A 19,513-nucleotide genomic window follows, 5' to 3' on the forward strand; every position below is an offset into this window, starting at 1 on the left:
GCTATCCACCTGTATTTCTATTTTTCCTTTCTTCCGTTTGTTCCATCATACTCGTCTTGATCCGGCCCAACAGTTCTGCCAGTTGTTGGCGTTCTCTGCAGTCGAGATCGCGCAGCACATCCTCGCGGATTTCCGCATCAAGCGTTTCCAGCGTCCTCAGTTGTTTGCGGGCCTTGTCGGTCAGTGTCAGCAGGTTGAGGCGTCTGTCGCCGGGATCGCTATGACGAAGGACAAGGTCGCGTTGCTCGAGCCTGTCAACGAGTGCCCCGGTGGTGGCCGCGCCCAGTTCAAGTTCGCGTGCAAGGTCCGCCTGTGAAAGGCTTTCATGGCGCGCAATGGTGCCGATCGCCAGCCACGTGGTGCGCGTCAGATTGAAGGGTTTAAGTGCCCGGTCGAGCCTCAGTCGGACAAGATGTGCCGTATCATGCAGCAATGTGCCGACCGTATCATTTTGAGGGTTTGTCATCTTGCCGAACATCCTATGCATACATACATTCTGTATACGATAGATGTGTTCGGATATTGTCGCCTTCAAGAGATGGAATGGATCACAGATTTCCGGCTGAAAACGCGAGGAGAACATGAATCCGACAAAACGGCATCGGTTGTACAATCTTCTTCAATCTATCTTGCTGATAAGCGGTATGGGGATGATCGCGTGGAGCGTAGTGTCGACGCTTTCCGATCCCGTGATAACGACCTTGATCGTGTCGGGCGCGATGCTGGGGCTCGTTCTGGCGCCGACATTGCCCAAGAGGCTGCTGCTATCGTCCTATGGCGCGCGCAGGCTAAGTGGCAGGGAATTTCCCGAAGGGATCGCCATGTTGGCAGCGCTTGCTCGCAAGGCCGGTCTGCCGCGTATGCCGGAGCTTTACTACGTTCCGAGTCGTTTGCCTAATGCATTTGCCGTTGGCGGGCCGGACGAAAGCGCTGTCTGCATTACCGATGGCCTGCTGAAACTACTCGATCGGCGTGAGTTGCAGGGCGTGCTAGCCCATGAAATTGCCCATATCGCGCATCGCGATCTTTGGATCATGAGTGTCGCCGACGCCATGTCCCGGATCGTTTCTGTGGTTTCGTGGATCGGGCAGATAATCCTCCTGATGAACTTACCGCTGTTCTTCAGCGGTGCGGCCTATATTCCCTGGCATGTTCCGCTGTTGCTGGTGTTTTCGCCAACATTGATGGCGCTGCTGCAGCTAGCTCTGTCGCGCAGCCGTGAATTCGACGCAGATCGTGGGGCCATTGAATTGACCGGTGATCCGGGCGGACTTGCGGGGGCGTTGGTTAAGCTTGAGCGTAGAGTAGGGCGTTTCTGGGAAGAAGTCTTCCTGCCGGGGCGGCGCATTCCTGAGCCCTCACTACTGCGTACCCATCCGCCAACAGAACAACGGATCGCTCGGCTGCAGGTGATGTTGGCGCGACCGAGTCCTTTGCTATCGTCTCAGCCTCCGCTGCGTATTCCAGACGTGCAGCCGTCACCACCGTCGCGCTTTCGGGGCCTTGGTCACTATCGTTGATGAACCAAGGACAATGTGCTGTTCGGCGGCACCGAAATGATACCGGAGACAAAAATATTCAGAATGATCTTGAAAGACTAACACGCTGTTCTAAATGAACTAATGCTCAATCGCCCATGCAAGGGGTTGGGCCACTGGATGCGCGGAAAACAAAGCGTATCCAACGTCAGTATCCATGTTGCTTCAAAAGGAGGATATGGTTATGGCAACCAGAGTAGATTTTTCTCCCCTGTTCCGTTCGAGCATCGGCTTTGATCGTATGCTCGACGCCTTGGAGGCCGCAAACCGGGTGGAAACACTCGATACATGGCCGCCTTATGACATCGTCAAGAACGGTGAAGACGTTTACCGCATCGATATGGCGGTGGCCGGTTTTACCGAGGACGAACTGACCCTCACCCAGAACGGCAATATGCTGGTTATCTCTGGACGCAAGGAAGCGCCTGAGGATGGCCAGAGCTATCTTTACCGTGGCATTGCTGGCAATGCGTTCGAGCGCCGTTTCGAACTTGCCGACCATGTGCGGGTCGAAGGCGCACGTCTTGATAAGGGCCTGTTGACCATCGCGCTGAAGCGCGAGGTTCCCGAAGCGCTGAAACCGCGCCGGATTGAAATCGCGACGCAGGAAACCCTGCCGGGCAAACAGGTGCCGCAGATCGAAACCGCGCGTAAAACCAAGGCAGAACCTGTTGCGGCCTGAGGTGCGGCGTAACGGTGGGCGCGCCGGGTGTCCGGCGCGTTCTCGAGGCAACCCAGAAAACAGAAAGGAGAATTTAGATGTCTGTACGTGATTTGATCCCGTGGGCCAAGGGCCGCGACGAACAGGCTCTTGCGTCCTGGCGCAATGAAAGCAGCGATCCCTTTGTTGCTTTCCATCGTGAATTCGACCGTCTTTTCGATGATTTCTGGCGATCCTTCGATGGTCGTCTGCCAGCTTTTGTCGGGTCAGGAAAAGGCGGTGTCGGCGGTTGGCCGAGTGTTGAGGTTTCCGAGACCGACAAGGAAATCCGCGTGAACGTCGAACTGCCGGGTATGGAGGAAAAGGATGTCGAACTGCTGCTCGACAACGGAGTCCTCACCATACGCGGAGAGAAAACCGCTAAGAACGAGGATCAGGACCGTCAGTTCTCAGAGCACTTCTACGGGCACTTTGAACGGCGGATTCCTCTACCCGTCGAAGTCGATGAAAGTAAGATCGATGCGAAGTTCGCCAATGGCGTTCTGAACATTACCCTGCCCAAATCCGAAAAGGCGCAGGCCCAGGTCAAGCGCATAGCGATCAACGGTTAAGGCCGTTGTCGCCAAGCTTCAGCGTTCCGGCCGTCGCGCTTGCGGCGGCCGGGTGTGCTTCATTGAGAATGGAGAGCGCAAGCATGAATGTGATACTGGGACAGTTTACACCGAAAACACATACCGGTTTCAGGCCGGGGAGTGCGACAAGTCCGCTTTTCGGCGGTTCGATCTTCCCCGAGGATGCGGTTGCGCGCATCTTCAAACCGGCCCGATCGGCAACGACGTCTGGCAAAGCACGCACGAGGAAATGGCGGCTGCGGTTTGAACCGCGCCGGCCGCGTACAATCGAGCCGGTGATGGGCTGGACCGCGAGTGCCGACACACTGCAGCAGATTGAGCTTGAATTTCCAACCTTGGAGGCGGCGGTTCGGCATGCCGAGCGGATGGGCGTTGCCTATGCGGTACATCCGTCCGTCGATACAAGGCAGAAAGATACGGCGCGATCGGGCCGAGCCGTGGCGGCCTTTTCCGATGCGACGCTGGAACGGCTCGCTCTTCATCGCCACCGCGTGGCCTATCGCGAGGCAATGGCGAAGGCGACAGAGCGTGGCGACCCTGTCGGCGGAGCCGACGGACGCTCACCGATGGAAGTGGCGCGGGACGCATCGCTACCGATAGAGGCACGGCGTTCGATCCTGATGAACTGGGCCTATGACGAATACCTACAGGATCAGGCCAGCACCGATGGCATGCCGGTCCCCGATCTCCCTCCGCTCACCGAAGAGATTGAGAGGGCATTGCGGGCATTGGAAGGGCACATCGATCAGGCCGTGGCCGCGTGAGGAAAGGAGGTGGAGTGATGAATCCATATATCGTAATAGATGCGAAAAAGGTCGTGCCGGATCATTTCGGCCTCGTTCTGGCCGCAAGCGCGCGCGGGCATGCGTTGAAAGCCGGTGCGCAGCCATTGGTCGATGATGCTGAGTGCTCACTGGCCGAACTGGCGATGAAGGAAATAGCAAGTCGTGCAATCAGCGAGGATGATCTGACTAATTTTCTCTCTGCCACCAAACCACGACAATTGTCATTGATGCGGCCAACTCGGGATTAATGGGAGGCGTGAAATGAACAGGAACTGGCTATCTGATAACGAAAAACTGGGCGAAATCATCAGCCTTCTGGCAGGTGTTTGTCTTGTCGGGCTAGCATTTTACGCGGAAATCGCCGGTGCGGCATTCTGGTGTTCGGTTTCGATGGGGGGGCTGATTGCCGTTTTAAGTGCTCTTGCGGTTTGGCGAAAGCGTGAGGAGTTCGATTGGCTGCGCATGGCTGCTGGCATTTGGGCCGCCTTTATCCCATGGATATTCTTCATGGAGGTAACCGTACCATTTTTGGCCGTTCAGTTTGTCTTCAGTATTCTTGCAATTGCGTTTCCGGTCTGGCGACGCTGGCGAGATGATGGAGGGAATTCCGCATTGAAGACTTGATAGCGTATCGTGCCCGTCCTCTCGTTATAGGGGGCGGGCAAACTTCTTGGTGAGAGCCTTGCGGTCCTTGTTGCTAGCGGAGTTGGTGTAGTGACGCGGGAAATCGTCGCGCATCATGAAATGGGGCACGCGCTGGTCGCAATGGTGCTGCTCGGGAGCGATCCCGTGCACAAGGTCTCGATCATCCCGTGCGGGATCGGCGCGCTCGGTTACACCATCCAGCGCCCGACCGAGGACCGCTTTCTGATGACCCGCGAGGAGCTGGAAAATAAGATTGCCGTTCTTCTGGGCGGGCGCGCGGCCGAGAAGGTCATCTACGATCACCTCTCGACTGGTGCCGCGGATGACCTGGTGAAGGCGACCGACATCGCCCGTGCATGGTCGCACGCTACGGCATGGACCCCGATCTGGGCCATGTCAGCTATGACAACGAGCGGCCCGGCTTCCTTGGCACGGGTGATCAATCCGCTTGGCTCAACCGCCGCCACAGCGAGGCAACGGCCGAGCGGATGGATGTAGCTGTCAAGGCAATCATCGATGACATCTTCGCGCGTACGGTCGCGCTTCTTGAGGCGAACCGGGCGCTGCTGGAGGGAACGTCGCGCGATCTGCTCGACCGCGAGACGCTGAATGAGCCCGACCTTCGGGCCATCGCAGAACAGGTCCGCGCGAAGAAGGGAGAAGCGGCCTGAAAACATAGACCCAGCCCGGATTGTTCGACTGGGAACCTGACGGAGGTAGAAAATGGCAAATGGCATCTGTGATATCTGCAAATCCCGACCTGCCAGCTTTCGTGCGCAGGTCTCTGCAAACGGTGAACGCAAGGTGATGGAGCTTTGCGACGAGGACTACCGCAGGATCGCCCGACGGCAGGGCCGCAGCGCATCGCCGTTGGAATCCCTATTCAGCGGACGCTCGCTCTTCGATGAATTCTTCGGCGATAGCGGTGGCCTTTTCGACCGCTTGGGCGAGGATCAGGGGCAAGCCGTCCCGATCCGACAGGTGGGACGCGGCGCGCGGCGCGGCGGCATCAATATTGCCGACCGCTTGAGCGAACAGGCTAACAAGCTTTTGCAACAGGCGGGCCAGAAAGCGCACGAATTCGGCCGCACCGAGGTCGATACGGAACACCTTCTGCTGGCGCTGACCGGCTCCGACGTTGTCCGCACGGTGTTGGGGCAGGTCAAGATCGACGTCGACGATCTACGCCGCCAAATCGAGCGCGAGGCGAAGAAGGGCGACGCCACTCACGAGGATCGCGAGATCGGGGTCAGCCCGCGGGTCAAAGATGCGCTGAACCGCGCTTTCATAGCCTCAAACGAGTTGGGCCATTCCTATGTCGGCCCCGAACACCTGCTGATCGGCCTTGCCGAAGAGGGTGAGGGCGTGGCGTCGAGCATCCTGAACCGGCTGGGCCTGACGCCGCAGGCGCTACGCCAACAGGTGACGAAGGCCGTCGGTCAGGGGGCCGAGGAAGGCCGCGTCGAGACCCCATCGAGCACTCCCGATCTCGATGAATACAGCCGCGATCTGACGAAGTTGGCGCGCGAGGGCAAGCTTGACCCGGTGATCGGCCGGGCGCGAGAGATCGAGACGACGATCGAGGTTCTGGCGCGTCGCAAGAAGAACAATCCGGTGCTGATCGGCGAACCCGGTGTCGGCAAGACTGCAATCATCGAGGGGCTGGCGCAGCGCATCGTCGCGGGGGAAGTGCCCGAGGCGCTACGCGACAAGCGGCTGGTCGAGCTCAATATCAACTCGATGGTCGCCGGGTCCAAGTATCGCGGCGAGTTCGAGGAGCGGGTCCAGAAGATCCTGAAAGAGATCGAGGCCAACAAGGCCGACATGATCCTGTTCATTGACGAGATCCACACCATCGTCGGAGCTGGACAGGGCGGCGGCGAAGGTGGGCTGGACATCGCCAATACGTTCAAGCCGGCACTGGCTCGTGGCGAGTTGAATCTGATCGGTGCGACCACACTGAACGAGTACCAGAAATATATCGAGAAGGACGCCGCGCTAGAGCGCCGCTTCCAGCCGGTATATGTGGACGAGCCGACGGTGGCACAGACGATCATGATTCTGCGCGGCCTTCGCGACACGCTGGAAAGCCACCACAAGGTGACGATTACCGACGAGGCCATCGTCGCAGCAGCCGAGCTTTCCGACCGCTACGTCACCGGCCGTTTCATGCCCGACAAGGCCATCGACCTGATAGACCAGGCCGCCGCCCGGGTGAAGATCAGCGCCACCGCGCGACCCGTCGACGTGCAGGAACTGGAAGCTGAGGTCGCTCAGATCAGGCGCGAACAGGACTACGCCGCCGGTCGCAAGCAATTCGACCGCGCTGGAGAGCTAAAGAAGGAACTGGACGCGAAACAGGTCGAACTCGACGAATTGATGGCGACCTGGAAGCGAGACCGGGCCTCTGCCACGGCCGAGGTACGCGCCGACCACGTGGCGCAGATCGTCTCTAAATTGACGGGCGTGCCAGTGAGCGAACTGACCACGGAAGAGCGCGAAAAACTCCTGAAGCTAGAGGAAAAGTTGCATGAGCGTGTAATCGGCCAGGAAGAGGCCATTCATGCCGTTGCCGATGCCGTGCGACTGGCGCGCGCCGGACTGCGCGAGGGCTCCGGCCCGACCGCAACCTTCCTGTTCCTCGGCCCGACCGGCGTAGGCAAGACCGAGTTGGCCAAGACCTTGGCCGAGACGATCTTCGGTGATCAGGACGCAATGATCCGCATCGACATGTCCGAATATGGCGAACGTCACGCGGTCGCGCGGCTGATTGGCGCCCCGCCGGGCTATGTCGGCTACGACGAGGGGGGGCAGTTGACGGAACGGGTCCGGCGCCGGCCATATTCTGTCGTGCTGCTCGACGAGATCGAGAAGGCGCATGCGGATGTATATAACATCCTGCTTCAGGTCTTCGATGAAGGCCGCCTGACCGATGGCAAGGGTCGCGTGGTGGATTTCACCAACACCATCATCATTGCCACGTCTAACCTCGGCTCCGACATCATCCAGCGCAACCTTCGCAAGCGCGGAACCAAGGAGTTCGACGAGGCCGGGCAGAAGGCCGAACTGATGGACGTTCTGCGCGTTCATTTCCGGCCCGAGTTCATCAACCGGATCGACGAGATCATCGTCTTCCATTCGCTGAACCAGTCGGAAATTCGGCAGATCGTCGAGCTGCAACTGGCCCGTGTCGCTCGCACGGCGATGACTCAAGGGGTCGAACTCGACTACGACAAAAGCGTTGCGGAGCATTTCGGAGCGGTGGGCTTCCGGCCGGAGTTCGGAGCCCGCGAATTGCGACGGCTAATCCGGTCGGAACTGGAAACCGAGCTCGCCCGCGAGATGCTTTCAGGCCGGATCGAGGACGGCGACAAGGTACGCGTCACCTGGGCCGTGGATGATCGGAAGATCAAGTTTGAAAAGCTGGAGAGCGCAGGAGAGACCGGAGCCCCCGACAAGCCCGGCGATCGCGATGGCGAAGAGGCTGAGCCTGCCGCCTAATGATCGCTCTCGCACCGGCGGCGTTGACGCCGCCGGTGCCGCAACCCGAAAAGAGGTGAAAACCATCATGAAAGGACACAACAGCGCCCCGTTTCTATCGAAAATCCTCGGAACTGGCCTGACACCTCCCAACGTGCTGACAGCGTTGATCTACAGGACGGGTCGCTCCATCCCAATTAGGCGGCAATTTTGGATACTCGGGTTTGAGTCGGCTCGAGCGTCGGCCGTCGGGCTTCTTGTGGGCTGGACCGCAAATGACGATCCCTATCGTCCCATCTGCTTGACATTCCCTGATCTCGATAGCGGGATCGCCCTCGCGGGCCGAAACGGCTGGCAGCATAGTGTGCGCACCGAGCCGGATAAAAATCGATCAGTATCAGCGGTTTCCGAAACGCGCCTTGGCCGCATCGGTTACCGGCATATAGAGGCTGATCAACGCTCCTTCCGGGTCGCGTAGCTGGAAGGTCCGGTTGCCCCAGGGCAGGAGCTTCGGCGGATGAACGATCTCAACAAGTCCTTTCAGTCGCTCGAACTCGGCATCCAGATCGGCCACCTGCAGTTCGATGATGGCGGTACGATTGGCCCCGGGCTCCGCCGTCCCTTCCTTAAAAAGCGCGACGGTGTCGGCGCTGCCGATGGCGAGAGCCGCCGATGGCGTCACGATTTCGGCAAAGACGGGCGCCAGCCATTCGGCCTTCAAGCCGGTAACCATTTCATAAAAGGCGACAAGGCCATTGATGTCCCGCGCGATGAGGCGAAGAGAGGCGAATTTCATTTTGGTCTCCTGTTTGGAAGCGATCGACGATCGGAGAAGGAGCCTTGTAAATGAGCGCTGCTGCCAGCATTGTGGCAACAGGAGTCCAGAATGCGCAGCGCCGACCGTCTTTTTCAGATCATTCAAATCCTGCGCCGCACATCGCGGCCGGTCACGGCTGCGGCGATTGCGGCAGAGATCGAGGTGTCGCGGCGCACGGTCTACCGGGATATTGCCGAACTGATTGGTCAAAGAGTTCCGATCCAGGGCGAAGCGGGCCTTGGATATGTGCTGAGACTATGAGATGCCGCCGCTGGCGCTGAGCCCCGAAGAGGCCGAGGCGCTTGCGCTCGGCGCGCAATGGGTCGCCCGGCATCCCGATCAGGCGCTTGCCCGGCTGGCGCAGGATGCCTTGTCAAAGATCCGGTTTGCCTTGCCTGAAGGTAGCCGTTTCGTGCTGGAACAGCCGACACTGGGCATACGTCCCGCTGACGTCACGCCACAGGAGGAGAGGCCGGATACGACATTGCTGCGCGACGCGCTTCGGCGGGGACGGGTGCTGGCCTTCACTTACCGCTCTCTGGAAGGCACCGTCAGCGAGCGCAGCGTCTGGCCGATCCTTCTCGGCTATGACGATACGCATTGCCTGTTGATCGCCTGGTGCGAAGAGCGCGATGCCATCCGCCATTTTCGCGCCGAGCGCATGTCCGGGATCAGGGTTCTGGAACGTAAACCGCCACGGCGTCGCCGCGAACTGCTTGAGCTATGGCAGAAGACAAGGGAAGGTGTCAGGTCCGCTCTCAAGGCCCGACAAGGCAGCGAACCCGAGTGACCGCAACCGGGTCAGTCAGTTGTCAGCATGATCGTAGTTTCGCCGGCTTTCCTCAACGCGCGGCAGATTATCCCATATCCAGGCGTTGACGCCTTCGAGCGCACGTAACAAGTCCGCGCCCATATAGGTCAATTCATATTCGACGCGTGGCGGCACCTCGGGAAAGGAATGACGGGCCACCAGACCGTCCCGTTCGAGATTGCGCAGGGTCAGCGTCAGCATACGCTGAGTGATTCCATCCATGGCGGATTTAAGCGCGGAGTAGCGCAGCTTTTGCCCGTCGGCGTGTGACAGCTGCCAGAGCACCTGAGCGGTCCATTTGTCGCCCAGTTTTGCGCAAATGCCATTGGATGGATATGGCCTGAAGGAGCCGCCATCCTCGGTTTTGTCGGTCATGATTGTCTCCAAAAGCTACATTCTTGTGCCTGAGGCTCAGAAATGTGCCGTCTTCCGGCCCGGCGAAAACCGTATATATGGATAGCCCTTGTTCAACGCGAGGGTAACCCATGACACATGATCGACATTCCATTCTGGTTTTCGGCGCCACCGGGCGGCAGGGCGGATCGGTGGCCAGAGCATTGCTGAAGGCCGGATGGCCTGTCCGAGCCTTCGTGTCCGATCCTTCCAAACCGGCCGCGCTTGCCTTGCAGCAGGCCGGTGCCGAACTCATGCGCGGGTCATTCGAAGAAACCGCGACAATCGAGGCCGCAATGAAGGGCGTCCATGGCGTCTTCAGCGTGCTGCCCGGCACCCTGTCGGCGCAAGACGAGGTCCGATACGGGAAAACCATCGCCGATCTCGCCGCAAAGAGCCGGGTCGACCATTTCGTCTATTCCTCGGGCGCAAGCGTCGGTGAGAAACTGACCGGTATTCCGCGCTTCGATGCCAAACCGCGTATCGAGGCGCATATCCGTGATCTGCCGCTTGCCGCAACCATTGTCCGGCCGATGATCTTCATGGAAATGCTGGTCCGGCCCGACTTCGGACTGGAGGAAGGGCGGCTCGTCTCGCTGATCCGTCCCGATCACGCAATGCAGCTCATCGCCGTGGAAGACATCGGCAAGATTGTCGCTGCGATCTTCGCGGACAAGGCCCGGTTTGCAGGCGTGGCGATGAAAATCGCCAGCGACCGGGTGACCGGCCACGAATTGGCCGCCGCGTTCACCGAGGTTGCAGGCAGGCCCATCGCCTATGCCCGGTTTCCCGATGAGATTCTGGCCGCCAATGCCGATCTGGCGCAGATGGCATCAAGTTTGGAAAACGGCCCGCTTGCAGAACAGGTCGATTTCGACCTCATGCGTGAACTCAATCCCGAACTGCTCTCGTTTCGGTCCTGGCTTGCCGGAAGCGGTCGCGCGGCGCTCGATGCCACCTTGCAAGGTCCCGGTACCGCCGCGGCGATATCCGGCGGCAGTACCGGGGCGGGGCGATGAAGACGCCGGTTTCATTGCTTTTGGCCTCCATGGACTTGAATAAGTAAAACGATCGTTTTACATCTTCCTCCGTTTCACGAGGGAAGATGACCATGGACATAACGACCAGGCTCACGGTCGCCGCCGAACAGCTTTTCGACCGCCACGGTTATATGGGGACAGGGATGGACCTGCTGACGGCGGCCGCGGGAATGTCGAGCCGGACGCTCTACAAGCATGCCGGCAGCAAGGCCCAGCTCATGGTGCGGGTGCTTGCGGAACGTGACCGGCGGTTCATGGCGAGGATGAAGGTGGAGAGCGTGGATGCGCTCTTTGCCGCTCTTGCGGACTGGATCCGGAGCGAGGGGATGCGGGGTTGCCTGTTCCTTCGCGCCCTTGCCGAGACCGGCGGTGACATTCCGGAAATCTATGAGGCGGTCGCCGCGCACAAGGCGGCATTGCGGCAACGGATTGGCGATATTGTCTCCGCCGAGCTTGGCCATGCCGATCCGGCCCTGGCCGATCAGCTGCTCATCCTCTTTGAAGGGGCGACCCATGCCGCGGCCTATCGCGGGGATGAGGCCGTGTCCGCTGCCCGGTCGGCGGCCGCTGTTTTGCTGGAGGCGGCGCGCCAATGAACCCTGCTCTTCTTGTCGGCGCCGTGGGCTTCGGTCTGATCGCGGTCTGCTATGGCTTTGCCCGTTTTGCCTTCGGCCTGTTCCTGCCGCAAATCAGTGCCGAACTGAGCCTTGGCCCCGCTCTCAGCGGCGTGATCTCCGGCGGCGCTTTTGCCGCCTATTGCATCGCCATCATCACTTCCGCCGCCCTGACCGAGCGGATTGGCGCCCGTGCGGTCGCCACAGCGGCAGGCGTGGTTGCCGCTCTCGGCATGGCAGGCATCGCACTCGCGCCGAACCCGCTTGTTCTGGCCGTTGCCGTCGTGGTAGCCGGGTCGAGCACCGGTCTTGCCTCACCGGCAATGGCCGCGGCTGTTGCGGCTGCGGTCCGGAAAAACCGGCAGGACATGACCAACACCGCCATCAATGCGGGGACAAGTGCCGGCGTGGTCCTCTCGGCGTCGATTGCTCTGGCAATCTCCGGGCAATGGCGGCTGGCCTTCGGTGTCTTTGCCTTCATTGCCGCGGTTTTCGCAATCGCCGCTGCACTATCGCTGCCCGGCGCACGCAAGGGTAGGGGCGTGGGTGGTTTGCCGCCAATGACCGGCGCTGTGCTGCGTCTTGTCCTTGCCGCCTTTCTGATGGGGGCGGCGAGCACCGCGCTCTGGTCCTTTGGCGGCGAGCTTGTATCGCAGCGGCTGAACTGGGGACTGACGGGAGCCGCCGCCCTGTGGAGCGCAATCGGTGCGGGCGGCGTCACCGGCGCCTTGGCCGGTCACCTAGTCGCCCGCTTCGGCCTCGATCGGGTCCATCGGGCCTTTCTGTGGCTCATGGCAGGCGGCGTCATCGCAGCCGGATCGAATGTCGCAGGCCCCGCTTTTGCGCTGATCGGCGGAGCGCTTTTTGGCGCTGCCTATATGATGCTGACAGGCGTCTATCTGATCTGGGGCGTGCATGCCTTGCCAGACCGGCCCGCGACCGGTCTGACGATCGGGTTCCTGACCATCGCCATCGGCCAAACCGTCGGCGCGCCGGTATTCGGGATCCTGATGACAGGCTATGGCACCGGAATGGCAGTGACCTGTTTCGCCATCCTCGCACTGTTGGCCGGTTTTTTTCGAACTGGCAGCAACATTACCGCCGCCTCAGCGTAAACTCAGCATCTCTCCTGTTCTTTGATGCCTGTTCAAAAAGCAGGTTGCCTGCGGCGCAGAACCAGCGCGAAAGCCACCAGCCCGAAAAACAGGGGAACCATCACGAACGCATAGATTTTGAAGATGAGAAACCGGTCATTGGCGGCCAGACCGGCCCAGTCCCAAAGTCCATGCAGCAAGATGGGAAACAGAAAGCCGACAATCACCCCGACCAATTGCCGAGACCGGTCCTTCACGGCGGCAGCGTATGAAACGCCCAGACCGATAAACGCAACAAAGAAGGGGTGCATGAACGGCACCAAGACGCCGCGCAAGACGAGACTCATGACGAATGTCGTCGTTGCTGCGCTGTCAGTCGCCGCGCTGCCCAGATAGGTGACCATGACATTACCGAAATACAAGATCTGCTCGGTGAAGGCGAAACCCGCACCGATCATCCCTCCCAGCACGATCCCGTCCAGCAGCCCACGGAAATCCGACCGGCGCGATATCAGCAGCCACAGCAGGAAGAGGCCCTTGAACGCTTCTTCCGTCACGGGTGTTATGACCAGCGGCCGGAACCAGTGGCCGAATGTCGGCCCGACAAGGTTGTCGGCCAGGGCCTGCAGGCTTTCCTGTGATATCAGGGAGAAAAACGGGGCAATAGCAGCGCCCCACAGGAAGGACGACAACAGCAACCACCGCCTTTCTGGTGCCCTCTGTCCCAACCACATGATCGTTGCGAACACCGGCACCGTGACGAGGAACGATAGCGCAACGCCGGATGCAAAACCGGTCAGGCCAACTTTCGTGTAGATCCAAACCAGAGATGTGAGCCAGGCAAGTCCTGCCGCTGACAGAGGACAGACGCGGCAGCGATGAGCCACATACCAAGTCATCGTAATATCAAAGCCTTTCGAAACGAACCTCGAAATATTGCAGGTACATATGAATTTAATTCGGCTCGTATAGCCGTGAGGGCTACCGCTTTCGACCCTTCTGAGCAGTGTTTCAACAAATTGAGTGCACATATTGCTATACAAGTGGGTGTCGAACTCCATCCGGCACGGGCAAGGGTACGGTTATGACCCTCAAGGCAATCCAATCGCAGCCTGTAAGCGATTTCGCACATTTCCTGTGTTCGCTCATCGCTGCCGTTTATGTCAGACCCCATCACCAGTATCCGGCCAGGATGACTATGGGCGCGGCGGCCACAGCTACTGGATTTGGTCGATCGTCACGGCGTTGCGCTGATTGGGGACGACTACAATCACGAATACCGCTTTGCCGGCCGCCCGGTCCTGCCGTGCGAGGTCCACGCCCCTGCGAATATGTCGCTGGTCCACGTAGGCACGCTCTCCAAACTGCTCTCGCCTAGTATTCGCCTCGGCTATGCTGCGCTAGACGAACCCGAGATCGTTCGGGGGTAGAAGTCATCGCCCGAATCCTGCGCGATTGAGCTACTCGGCCGCCATGGCAGAGCCTTGTGGCCCGCCCGGCGCCACATGCATGCCGAGCCGTTGCAACAGATAGTGATCCTTCAAAGCCGCTGGGTTCGCCGTCGTCAGCAACTGGTCGCCGATAAAGATCGAGTTAGCCCCGGCAAGGAAGCAGAGCGCCTGCAACTCATCGCTCATCTCCGTGCGTCCGGCGGAGAGCCGCCCTACGGAGGCGAGCATCAGGATGCGCGCGAGCGCCACCAGACGGACGAGCGCGAACGGATCGACCGGGTTTGCGGTTTTCTGCACCGGCACGCCCAGTGAGACGTTTACGTACTTTTGATAGAAGGGCAGAGGCTGCGATGCTTTTTGGGGCGTCTGCTTTAACATCTCTGCTATTTAATTTTTGACGGAATTGCTTTGATTTTCTGTGTGAGCAGAGGGGCAAGACGCGTTTTTTACATCCTGAGCCGGAATGTTTGACGTGTAGAGGCTAGTAGCAACTTGAAACGAAATCTTGCTTCGGGGCGACCGATTCCCGAAAAAAGAAGTGGCAACAAGGTATTCGGGAGCATGTCTCATCAGAGTGATCTCAAAGAGACAAGCTGAACGACCTCGCGGGGGGCGTTCACTCGTTTTCGCTCGCGATCTGCAAGCCCGGCCAATTGGCATATTTGTCACCGGTCTCACGGATATGCGTATAGCGTTTCAGGCTTACCCAGGACCTGTGTCCGCTGACCGCTGCGACATGCGGGATGTTCCAGCCCATCTCGAACAGGCGCGAGATGCCGTCATGGCGCAGATCGTGGAAGTGCAAGTCCTCAATTCCAAGCAGCTTGCAAGCCCGCGTGAAGTTCGCTGTGATTGCATCCGGGGAGTAGGGGAATATCTCCGATTTACGCTTGGGCATGCTGTCGATGATACGGATGGCTTCGTCGGGCAGGTCGACCCATGTATCATTGCCGAGCTTCTCACCCGGGTGCTTCATGTCTCGGACCAGAATACGTTTGTGTTGTTTCTGGAAATCTGCCCAGGTGAGGCGGGTGATCTCTGCCTGTCGGCGGGTCGAGAAAAGAGCGAAAACGATCACCTTGTGCATTGGCATGGCCTGAGGTGTTCTTCGGCGCCGATCGATGAAATGCGTCAATAAGCGGTCGAGTTCGTCGAGGGTGGGTCTGCGGTGCCGCTGTGCCGAACGGGAGATGATCCCCATGCGGCGCGCCACCGTGACGGCGTCTCTCATTTCCCTGTCGTCAAGTCGGAAATCCCACATCGGCCGCGCGATGGCAAATATGGAGGCGAGGTGGCTTGCGTAATTCCCGACGGTTTGTGGTTGCCCGGGAAGGGACTGAAGGAATTCGATGATATTCTTCGACCTGATGGCGGAGCAGGGCATGTCGGCGATCGGATAGGTCGAGATGGTCTTCAGGACTTGTGCCTTCGTGCGTCCGATTTCTTTAACCGCTTCTTCGGTATAGCGCTCGATGGCCTTGGACAGCGGCGGGTCATATGCGTTTAACTCCTCCAGCGCGCCAGGTCTGGCCAGCTCTTTCTCGCGTTTCTTTATCCATGCGGCTGCAGCTGGGCGTCTGTCAAAAGTCTTGGTCTCGTGATAGGACGTCCCCTCTCGCATCACTCGCAAGCGGGCAAGGTAGCTGCTGCTGCCATCTTTTCGTTTGCGTGTTCTGATTGAGCCCATGGTGATCTCCTGATTTGGTACACGAAACTTTATTTGGTACTTTGTACCAAGTCCAGTGTCGAAATCGACGGGTTTGGTACCGAACGAGCGGAAAAGAGACAGAAATAGGATTTCTATAAGTGTCTGAAAAAACTAAAAAACAAGAGTTTGTAGGAGCTTCCCGCTTTGCCGTGGCACCCATGATCGATTGGACGGATCGGCATTGTCGGTTTTTTCATCGGCAGATGATGACGCGCGGGCAGGTGTATACGGAGATGATCGTGGCCGATGCAGTGCTGCATGGCGATCGCGAGAGGCTGCTGGGCTTTTCGCCGGTGGAGCATCCCGTGGTGCTGCAGCTTGGCGGGTCCGATCCGGTGAAGCTTGCGGAGGCGGCGGCGATCGGCAGCGATTTCGGGTATGACGAGATCAATCTCAATGTCGGGTGCCCGTCGGACCGCGTTCAGTCCGGTACGTTCGGCGCCTGCCTGATGAAGACGCCCGAGGTCGTGGAACGGGCGGTTTCGGCGATGAAGGCGGCTGTTTCGGTGCCGGTCACGGTCAAATGCCGGATCGGCGTGGACGATCAGGATCCCTATGCGGTGCTTCCGGATTTCGTCGACCGGATGGCGGGCGCCGGGGCCGATGCGCTATGGATTCACGCCCGCAAGGCATGGCTGAAGGGGCTCAGCCCCAAGGAAAACCGCTCGGTTCCTCCGCTCGACTACCCGCTCGTCTATGCCATGAAGGCGCGGCATCCCGATTTCTTCATCGGCATCAATGGCGGCATCCTGACCATGGATGCGGCCGAGGCCCATCTCGAAAAAGTCGATGGCGTAATGATGGGGCGGGCGGCCTACCAGACGCCTGCAATACTGGCTGACGTCGATCATCGACTGTTCGGCGAGCCGCGCCGGGCGCTGGACTGGGAAGCGCTGCGCGACGCGATGATGGCCTATGCGGAGCGGGAACTGGCCGCGGGCACCCGGCTTTCCCAGATCACGCGCCATATGGTTGGCCTGATGAGCGGCCATACCGGCGCGCGCCGTTATCGCCAGATCCTTTCAACCGAGGCGACGAAGCCGGGCGCGGGGCCGGAGGTGATCGCGCGCGCGTTCGATGCCGTTGCGCTGGATGAAAAAGCGGCCTGATCCGGCCGCTTGATCCAGACGCGAAGCGGAGCGTCACAAGACCCCCGCAAGGTTTCGAGTAGACCGTTGCCGGCCTTAGCCGGCGAGCGCTGACCGCACGGCATCGATCGCAGCCTCGGCATTCGCGCCATCGGGGCCGCCGGCCTGGGCCATGTCGGGGCGTCCGCCGCCACCCTTGCCGCCGACCGCGGCAGAGGCCACGCGCACCAGATCGACCGCGGAGAACCTCTGCGTCAGGTCTTCCGTCAGCGACACGACGACGCTTGCCTTGCCATCGTCCGCCACGGCGATGAAGACGACGGCGGTGTGATCGCGGTTGGTCTTGGCGATGTCGGCCATGCCCTTCAGGTCTTTCGCCGCCACGCCCGAGAGCACCTTGGCGATCAGGTTGATATCGCCGATCTTCTCGGCTTCATCGGCCGGTCCCGTGCCGCCGAGGGCAAGCTGCTTGCGCGCCTCCGTGAGTTCGCGTTCCAGCCGGCGGCGTTCGTCCAGCAACGCATCCACGCGATTGCCGACATCGTCGGGCTGGACCTTCAGGCTTGCCGCCAGCGCCTTCAACCTTTCATCCTGGTCGGTGAGATAGCGCCGGGCATCGACGCCGGTCAGCGCCTCAATGCGCCGCACGCCGGCGCCGACCGCGCTTTCGCCGACGATCCGGATCAGGCCGATATCGCCGGTGGCGCGCACATGGGTGCCGCCGCACAGTTCCAGCGAATAGGTCTTGCCGGCCTTTTCACCCGACGTCGCGGTACCCATCGACACGACGCGCACCTCTTCGCCGTATTTCTCGCCGAACAGCGCCATGGCGCCTTCCGCGATCGCGTCGTCGACGCTCATCAGCCGGGTTGCGACCGGGGCGTTCTGCAGCACGATCTCGTTGGCCATGTTTTCGACGTCGGTCAGTTCCTCAGCACTCAGGGGCTTGGGGTGCGAGATGTCGAAACGCAGCCGCTCCGGCGCGACCAGCGAGCCCTTCTGAGCGACGTGGTTGCCGAGCCGCTCGCGCAGCGCCTCATGTATGAGGTGGGTGGCCGAATGGTTGGCGCGAAGCCGCGAGCGGCGCGCGTGATCGACTTCCAGCGAAACCGGTTCGCCGCGGGTGATGTCGCCCTTCTCGACGGTGGCGTAGTGCACGAACAGTCCGCGGCCCTTTTTCTGCGTGTCGGTCACGCGCAGAACGGCCTTGTCGGTCCGGATCGTGCCGGTATCGCCCATCTGGCCGCCGGATTCGCCATAAAACGGCGTCTGGTTGACGACGACGGCGACGGCATCGCCCTCGCGTGCGGCATCCACCGAAGCGCCATCCTTGACGAGCGCCAGGGTGATGCCCTCGGCCTTTTCGGTATCGTAGCCGAGAAACTCGGTTGCCTCATGCTTCTCGCCGAGCTCGAACCAGATCGTCTCGGTCGCCTTGTCGCCGGAGCCCTGCCAGTGGGCGCGCGCTTCGGCGCGCTGGCGGTGCATGGCATCCTGAAAGCCGGTGAGGTCGACATGGATGCCGCGCGCGCGCAGGGCATCCTGGGTGAGATCCAGCGGGAAGCCGTAGGTGTCGTAAAGCTTGAAGGCGGTCTCGCCGTCGAGGCTGTCGCCCTTCTTGAGCTCGCGGCTCGCCTCGTCAAGCAGCGTCAGGCCGCGATCGAGGGTCTTGCGGAAGCGGGATTCCTCAAGCTTCAGCGTCTCGGAGATCAGCGCCTCGGCGCGATGCAGCTCGGGATAGGCGCGGCCCATCTCGCCGACCAGGACAGGAAGAAGCTTGTAGAGCACCGGCTCGCGCGCGCCGAGCAGTTCGGCGTGGCGCATGGCGCGGCGCATGATGCGGCGCAGGACATAGCCGCGGCCTTCATTCGACGGCAGAACGCCGTCGGCGATCAGGAAGGCGGAGGAGCGCAGGTGATCGGCGATGACGCGGTGGCTGGCGCGATGCTCGCCCTCGGCCTTGACGCCGGTGAGATCCACGGACGCGGCGATGAGGTTGCGGAACAGGTCGATGTCGTAATTGTCGTGTTTGCCCTGCAGCACGGCCGCGACCCGCTCCAGGCCCATGCCGGTATCGATCGAGGGACGCGGCAGGTTCTCGCGGCGGTCGGCGGAAATCTGCTCATACTGCATGAACACCAGGTTCCAGATCTCGATGAACCGGTCGCCATCCTCTTCCGGCGAACCGGGCGGGCCGCCCCAGATATGATCGCCATGATCGTAGAAGATTTCGGAGCAGGGGCCGCAGGGGCCGGTATCGCCCATCGACCAGAAATTGTCCGAGGTCGCGATCCGGATGATGCGCTCGTCGGGCAGGCCGGCGATCTTCTTCCAGAGGTTAAAGGCCTCGTCGTCCTCGTGGTAGACGGTGACCAGCAGCTTGTCCTTGGGAAGCGCGAATTCGCCGGTGATCAGGTTCCAGGCAAGCGAGATCGCGCGCTCCTTGAAGTAATCGCCGAAGGAGAAATTGCCCATCATTTCGAAGAAGGTATGGTGGCGCGCTGTATAGCCGACATTGTCGAGGTCGTTATGCTTGCCGCCGGCGCGCACGCATTTCTGCGCGGTGGTCGCGGTCGAGTACGGCCGCGATTCAAGCCCGGTAAAGACGTTCTTGAACGGCACCATTCCGGCATTGGTGAACATCAGCGTCGGGTCGTTATGCGGCACCAGCGGACTGGACGCGACAACTTCATGTCCATTCTGCTTGAAGTAGTCGAGAAAGGTCGACCGGATTTCATTCACGCCATTCATGCTGC

At 60.3% G+C, this 19,513-nt stretch carries 18 protein-coding genes and 3 pseudogenes; 14 read left to right on the forward strand and 7 right to left on the reverse strand.

Annotated elements, in window-relative coordinates; genetic code table 11:
- Position 1: 1 nt before the first annotated feature.
- A complete protein-coding gene (locus V6767_RS05100) occupies positions 2 to 478 on the reverse strand; it encodes a MarR family winged helix-turn-helix transcriptional regulator (RefSeq protein ID WP_448472459.1) in 477 nt (158 codons plus the stop codon).
- A gap of 103 nt (positions 479 to 581) precedes the next feature.
- On the opposite strand from V6767_RS05100, the gene V6767_RS05105 reads away from it, so the two are divergent.
- The 9 genes and pseudogenes from V6767_RS05105 (at position 582) to V6767_RS05145 (ending at position 8,219) form a co-directional block, all read left to right on the forward strand.
- Positions 582 to 1,520 carry a zinc metalloprotease HtpX gene (locus tag V6767_RS05105; protein ID WP_448472460.1) on the forward strand — a complete coding sequence of 313 codons (939 nt, stop codon included), beginning with the start codon at positions 582 to 584 and terminating at the stop codon, positions 1,518 to 1,520.
- Between the two features lie 202 nt (positions 1,521 to 1,722).
- Positions 1,723 to 2,220, forward strand: coding sequence for an Hsp20 family protein (locus V6767_RS05110; protein WP_448472611.1), 498 nt, complete (start codon positions 1,723 to 1,725; stop codon positions 2,218 to 2,220).
- Positions 2,221 to 2,297: 77 nt separating this feature from the next.
- Positions 2,298 to 2,810, forward strand: a complete 513-nt coding sequence (locus tag V6767_RS05115; RefSeq protein WP_448472461.1) for an Hsp20/alpha crystallin family protein — start codon at positions 2,298 to 2,300, stop codon at positions 2,808 to 2,810.
- Between the two features lie 83 nt (positions 2,811 to 2,893).
- Positions 2,894 to 3,595, forward strand: coding sequence for an ETC complex I subunit (locus V6767_RS05120; protein ID WP_448472462.1), 702 nt, complete (start codon positions 2,894 to 2,896; stop codon positions 3,593 to 3,595).
- 17 nt (positions 3,596 to 3,612) lie between these two features.
- Positions 3,613 to 3,864 (forward strand): DNA-directed RNA polymerase subunit omega, encoded by a 252-nt coding sequence (locus tag V6767_RS05125; protein ID WP_448472463.1) that lies wholly within the window; start codon positions 3,613 to 3,615, stop codon positions 3,862 to 3,864.
- Positions 3,865 to 3,877: 13 nt separating this feature from the next.
- Positions 3,878 to 4,240, forward strand: coding sequence for an SPW repeat domain-containing protein (locus tag V6767_RS05130; RefSeq protein WP_448472464.1), 363 nt, complete (start codon positions 3,878 to 3,880; stop codon positions 4,238 to 4,240).
- A gap of 96 nt (positions 4,241 to 4,336) precedes the next feature.
- Positions 4,337 to 4,932, forward strand: a pseudogene (locus V6767_RS05135) (ATP-dependent zinc metalloprotease FtsH); the annotation flags it as partial.
- A gap of 52 nt (positions 4,933 to 4,984) precedes the next feature.
- Entirely contained in the window at positions 4,985 to 7,762 is a 2,778-nt protein-coding gene (locus tag V6767_RS05140) for an ATP-dependent Clp protease ATP-binding subunit (protein WP_448472465.1), read from the forward strand.
- Positions 7,763 to 7,829: 67 nt separating this feature from the next.
- Entirely contained in the window at positions 7,830 to 8,219 is a 390-nt protein-coding gene (locus V6767_RS05145; protein WP_448472612.1) for an NADH dehydrogenase ubiquinone Fe-S protein 4, read from the forward strand.
- Here the strand turns inward: V6767_RS05145 and V6767_RS05150 are convergent.
- On the reverse strand, positions 8,139 to 8,537 hold the full coding sequence (locus V6767_RS05150) for a VOC family protein (RefSeq protein ID WP_448472613.1): 399 nt from the start codon (positions 8,535 to 8,537) through the stop codon (positions 8,139 to 8,141). The genes V6767_RS05145 and V6767_RS05150 overlap by 81 nt on opposite strands.
- 90 nt (positions 8,538 to 8,627) lie before the next feature.
- Here V6767_RS05150 and V6767_RS05155 point away from each other — a divergent pair.
- Positions 8,628 to 9,348, forward strand: a pseudogene (locus tag V6767_RS05155) (helix-turn-helix transcriptional regulator).
- A gap of 15 nt (positions 9,349 to 9,363) precedes the next feature.
- Here the strand turns inward: V6767_RS05155 and V6767_RS05160 are convergent.
- On the reverse strand, positions 9,364 to 9,744 hold the full coding sequence (locus V6767_RS05160; RefSeq protein WP_448472466.1) for a winged helix-turn-helix transcriptional regulator: 381 nt from the start codon (positions 9,742 to 9,744) through the stop codon (positions 9,364 to 9,366).
- Positions 9,745 to 9,854: 110 nt separating this feature from the next.
- Here V6767_RS05160 and V6767_RS05165 point away from each other — a divergent pair, with 110 nt between their 5' ends.
- From V6767_RS05165 to V6767_RS05175, 3 genes are all read left to right on the forward strand, one after another.
- Positions 9,855 to 10,781: an NmrA/HSCARG family protein gene (locus V6767_RS05165; protein ID WP_448472467.1), complete on the forward strand. Its 927-nt coding sequence runs from the start codon at positions 9,855 to 9,857 to the stop codon at positions 10,779 to 10,781.
- A gap of 92 nt (positions 10,782 to 10,873) precedes the next feature.
- Entirely contained in the window at positions 10,874 to 11,398 is a 525-nt protein-coding gene (locus V6767_RS05170) for a TetR/AcrR family transcriptional regulator (RefSeq protein ID WP_448472468.1), read from the forward strand.
- Entirely contained in the window at positions 11,395 to 12,531 is a 1,137-nt protein-coding gene (locus tag V6767_RS05175; RefSeq protein WP_448472469.1) for an MFS transporter, read from the forward strand. Before V6767_RS05170 ends, V6767_RS05175 begins: the two co-directional genes overlap by 4 nt.
- A 32-nt stretch (positions 12,532 to 12,563) precedes the next feature.
- Here V6767_RS05175 and V6767_RS05180 read toward each other — a convergent pair whose 3' ends face one another.
- From V6767_RS05180 to V6767_RS05190, 3 genes and pseudogenes are all read right to left on the reverse strand, one after another.
- Positions 12,564 to 13,409 carry a PrsW family intramembrane metalloprotease gene (locus V6767_RS05180; protein WP_448472470.1) on the reverse strand — a complete coding sequence of 282 codons (846 nt, stop codon included), beginning with the start codon at positions 13,407 to 13,409 and terminating at the stop codon, positions 12,564 to 12,566.
- Positions 13,410 to 13,970: 561 nt separating this feature from the next.
- A pseudogene (locus tag V6767_RS05185) lies at positions 13,971 to 14,267 on the reverse strand (biotin synthase BioB); the annotation flags it as partial.
- A 310-nt stretch (positions 14,268 to 14,577) separates the two neighbouring features.
- Complete coding sequence (locus tag V6767_RS05190) at positions 14,578 to 15,648, reverse strand: tyrosine-type recombinase/integrase (RefSeq protein WP_448472471.1); 1,071 nt, start codon at positions 15,646 to 15,648, stop codon at positions 14,578 to 14,580.
- A gap of 119 nt (positions 15,649 to 15,767) precedes the next feature.
- Between V6767_RS05190 and dusA the strand changes: the two genes are divergently transcribed.
- Complete coding sequence (gene dusA, locus V6767_RS05195; RefSeq protein ID WP_448472472.1) at positions 15,768 to 16,778, forward strand: tRNA dihydrouridine(20/20a) synthase DusA; 1,011 nt, start codon at positions 15,768 to 15,770, stop codon at positions 16,776 to 16,778.
- Positions 16,779 to 16,853: 75 nt separating this feature from the next.
- Here the strand turns inward: dusA and alaS are convergent, their stop codons facing one another.
- Entirely contained in the window at positions 16,854 to 19,508 is a 2,655-nt protein-coding gene (alaS, locus tag V6767_RS05200) for an alanine--tRNA ligase (RefSeq protein ID WP_448472473.1), read from the reverse strand.
- Between the last annotated feature and the right edge of the window lie 5 nt (positions 19,509 to 19,513).

Source organism: Martelella sp. FLE1502 (assembly GCF_053484255.1).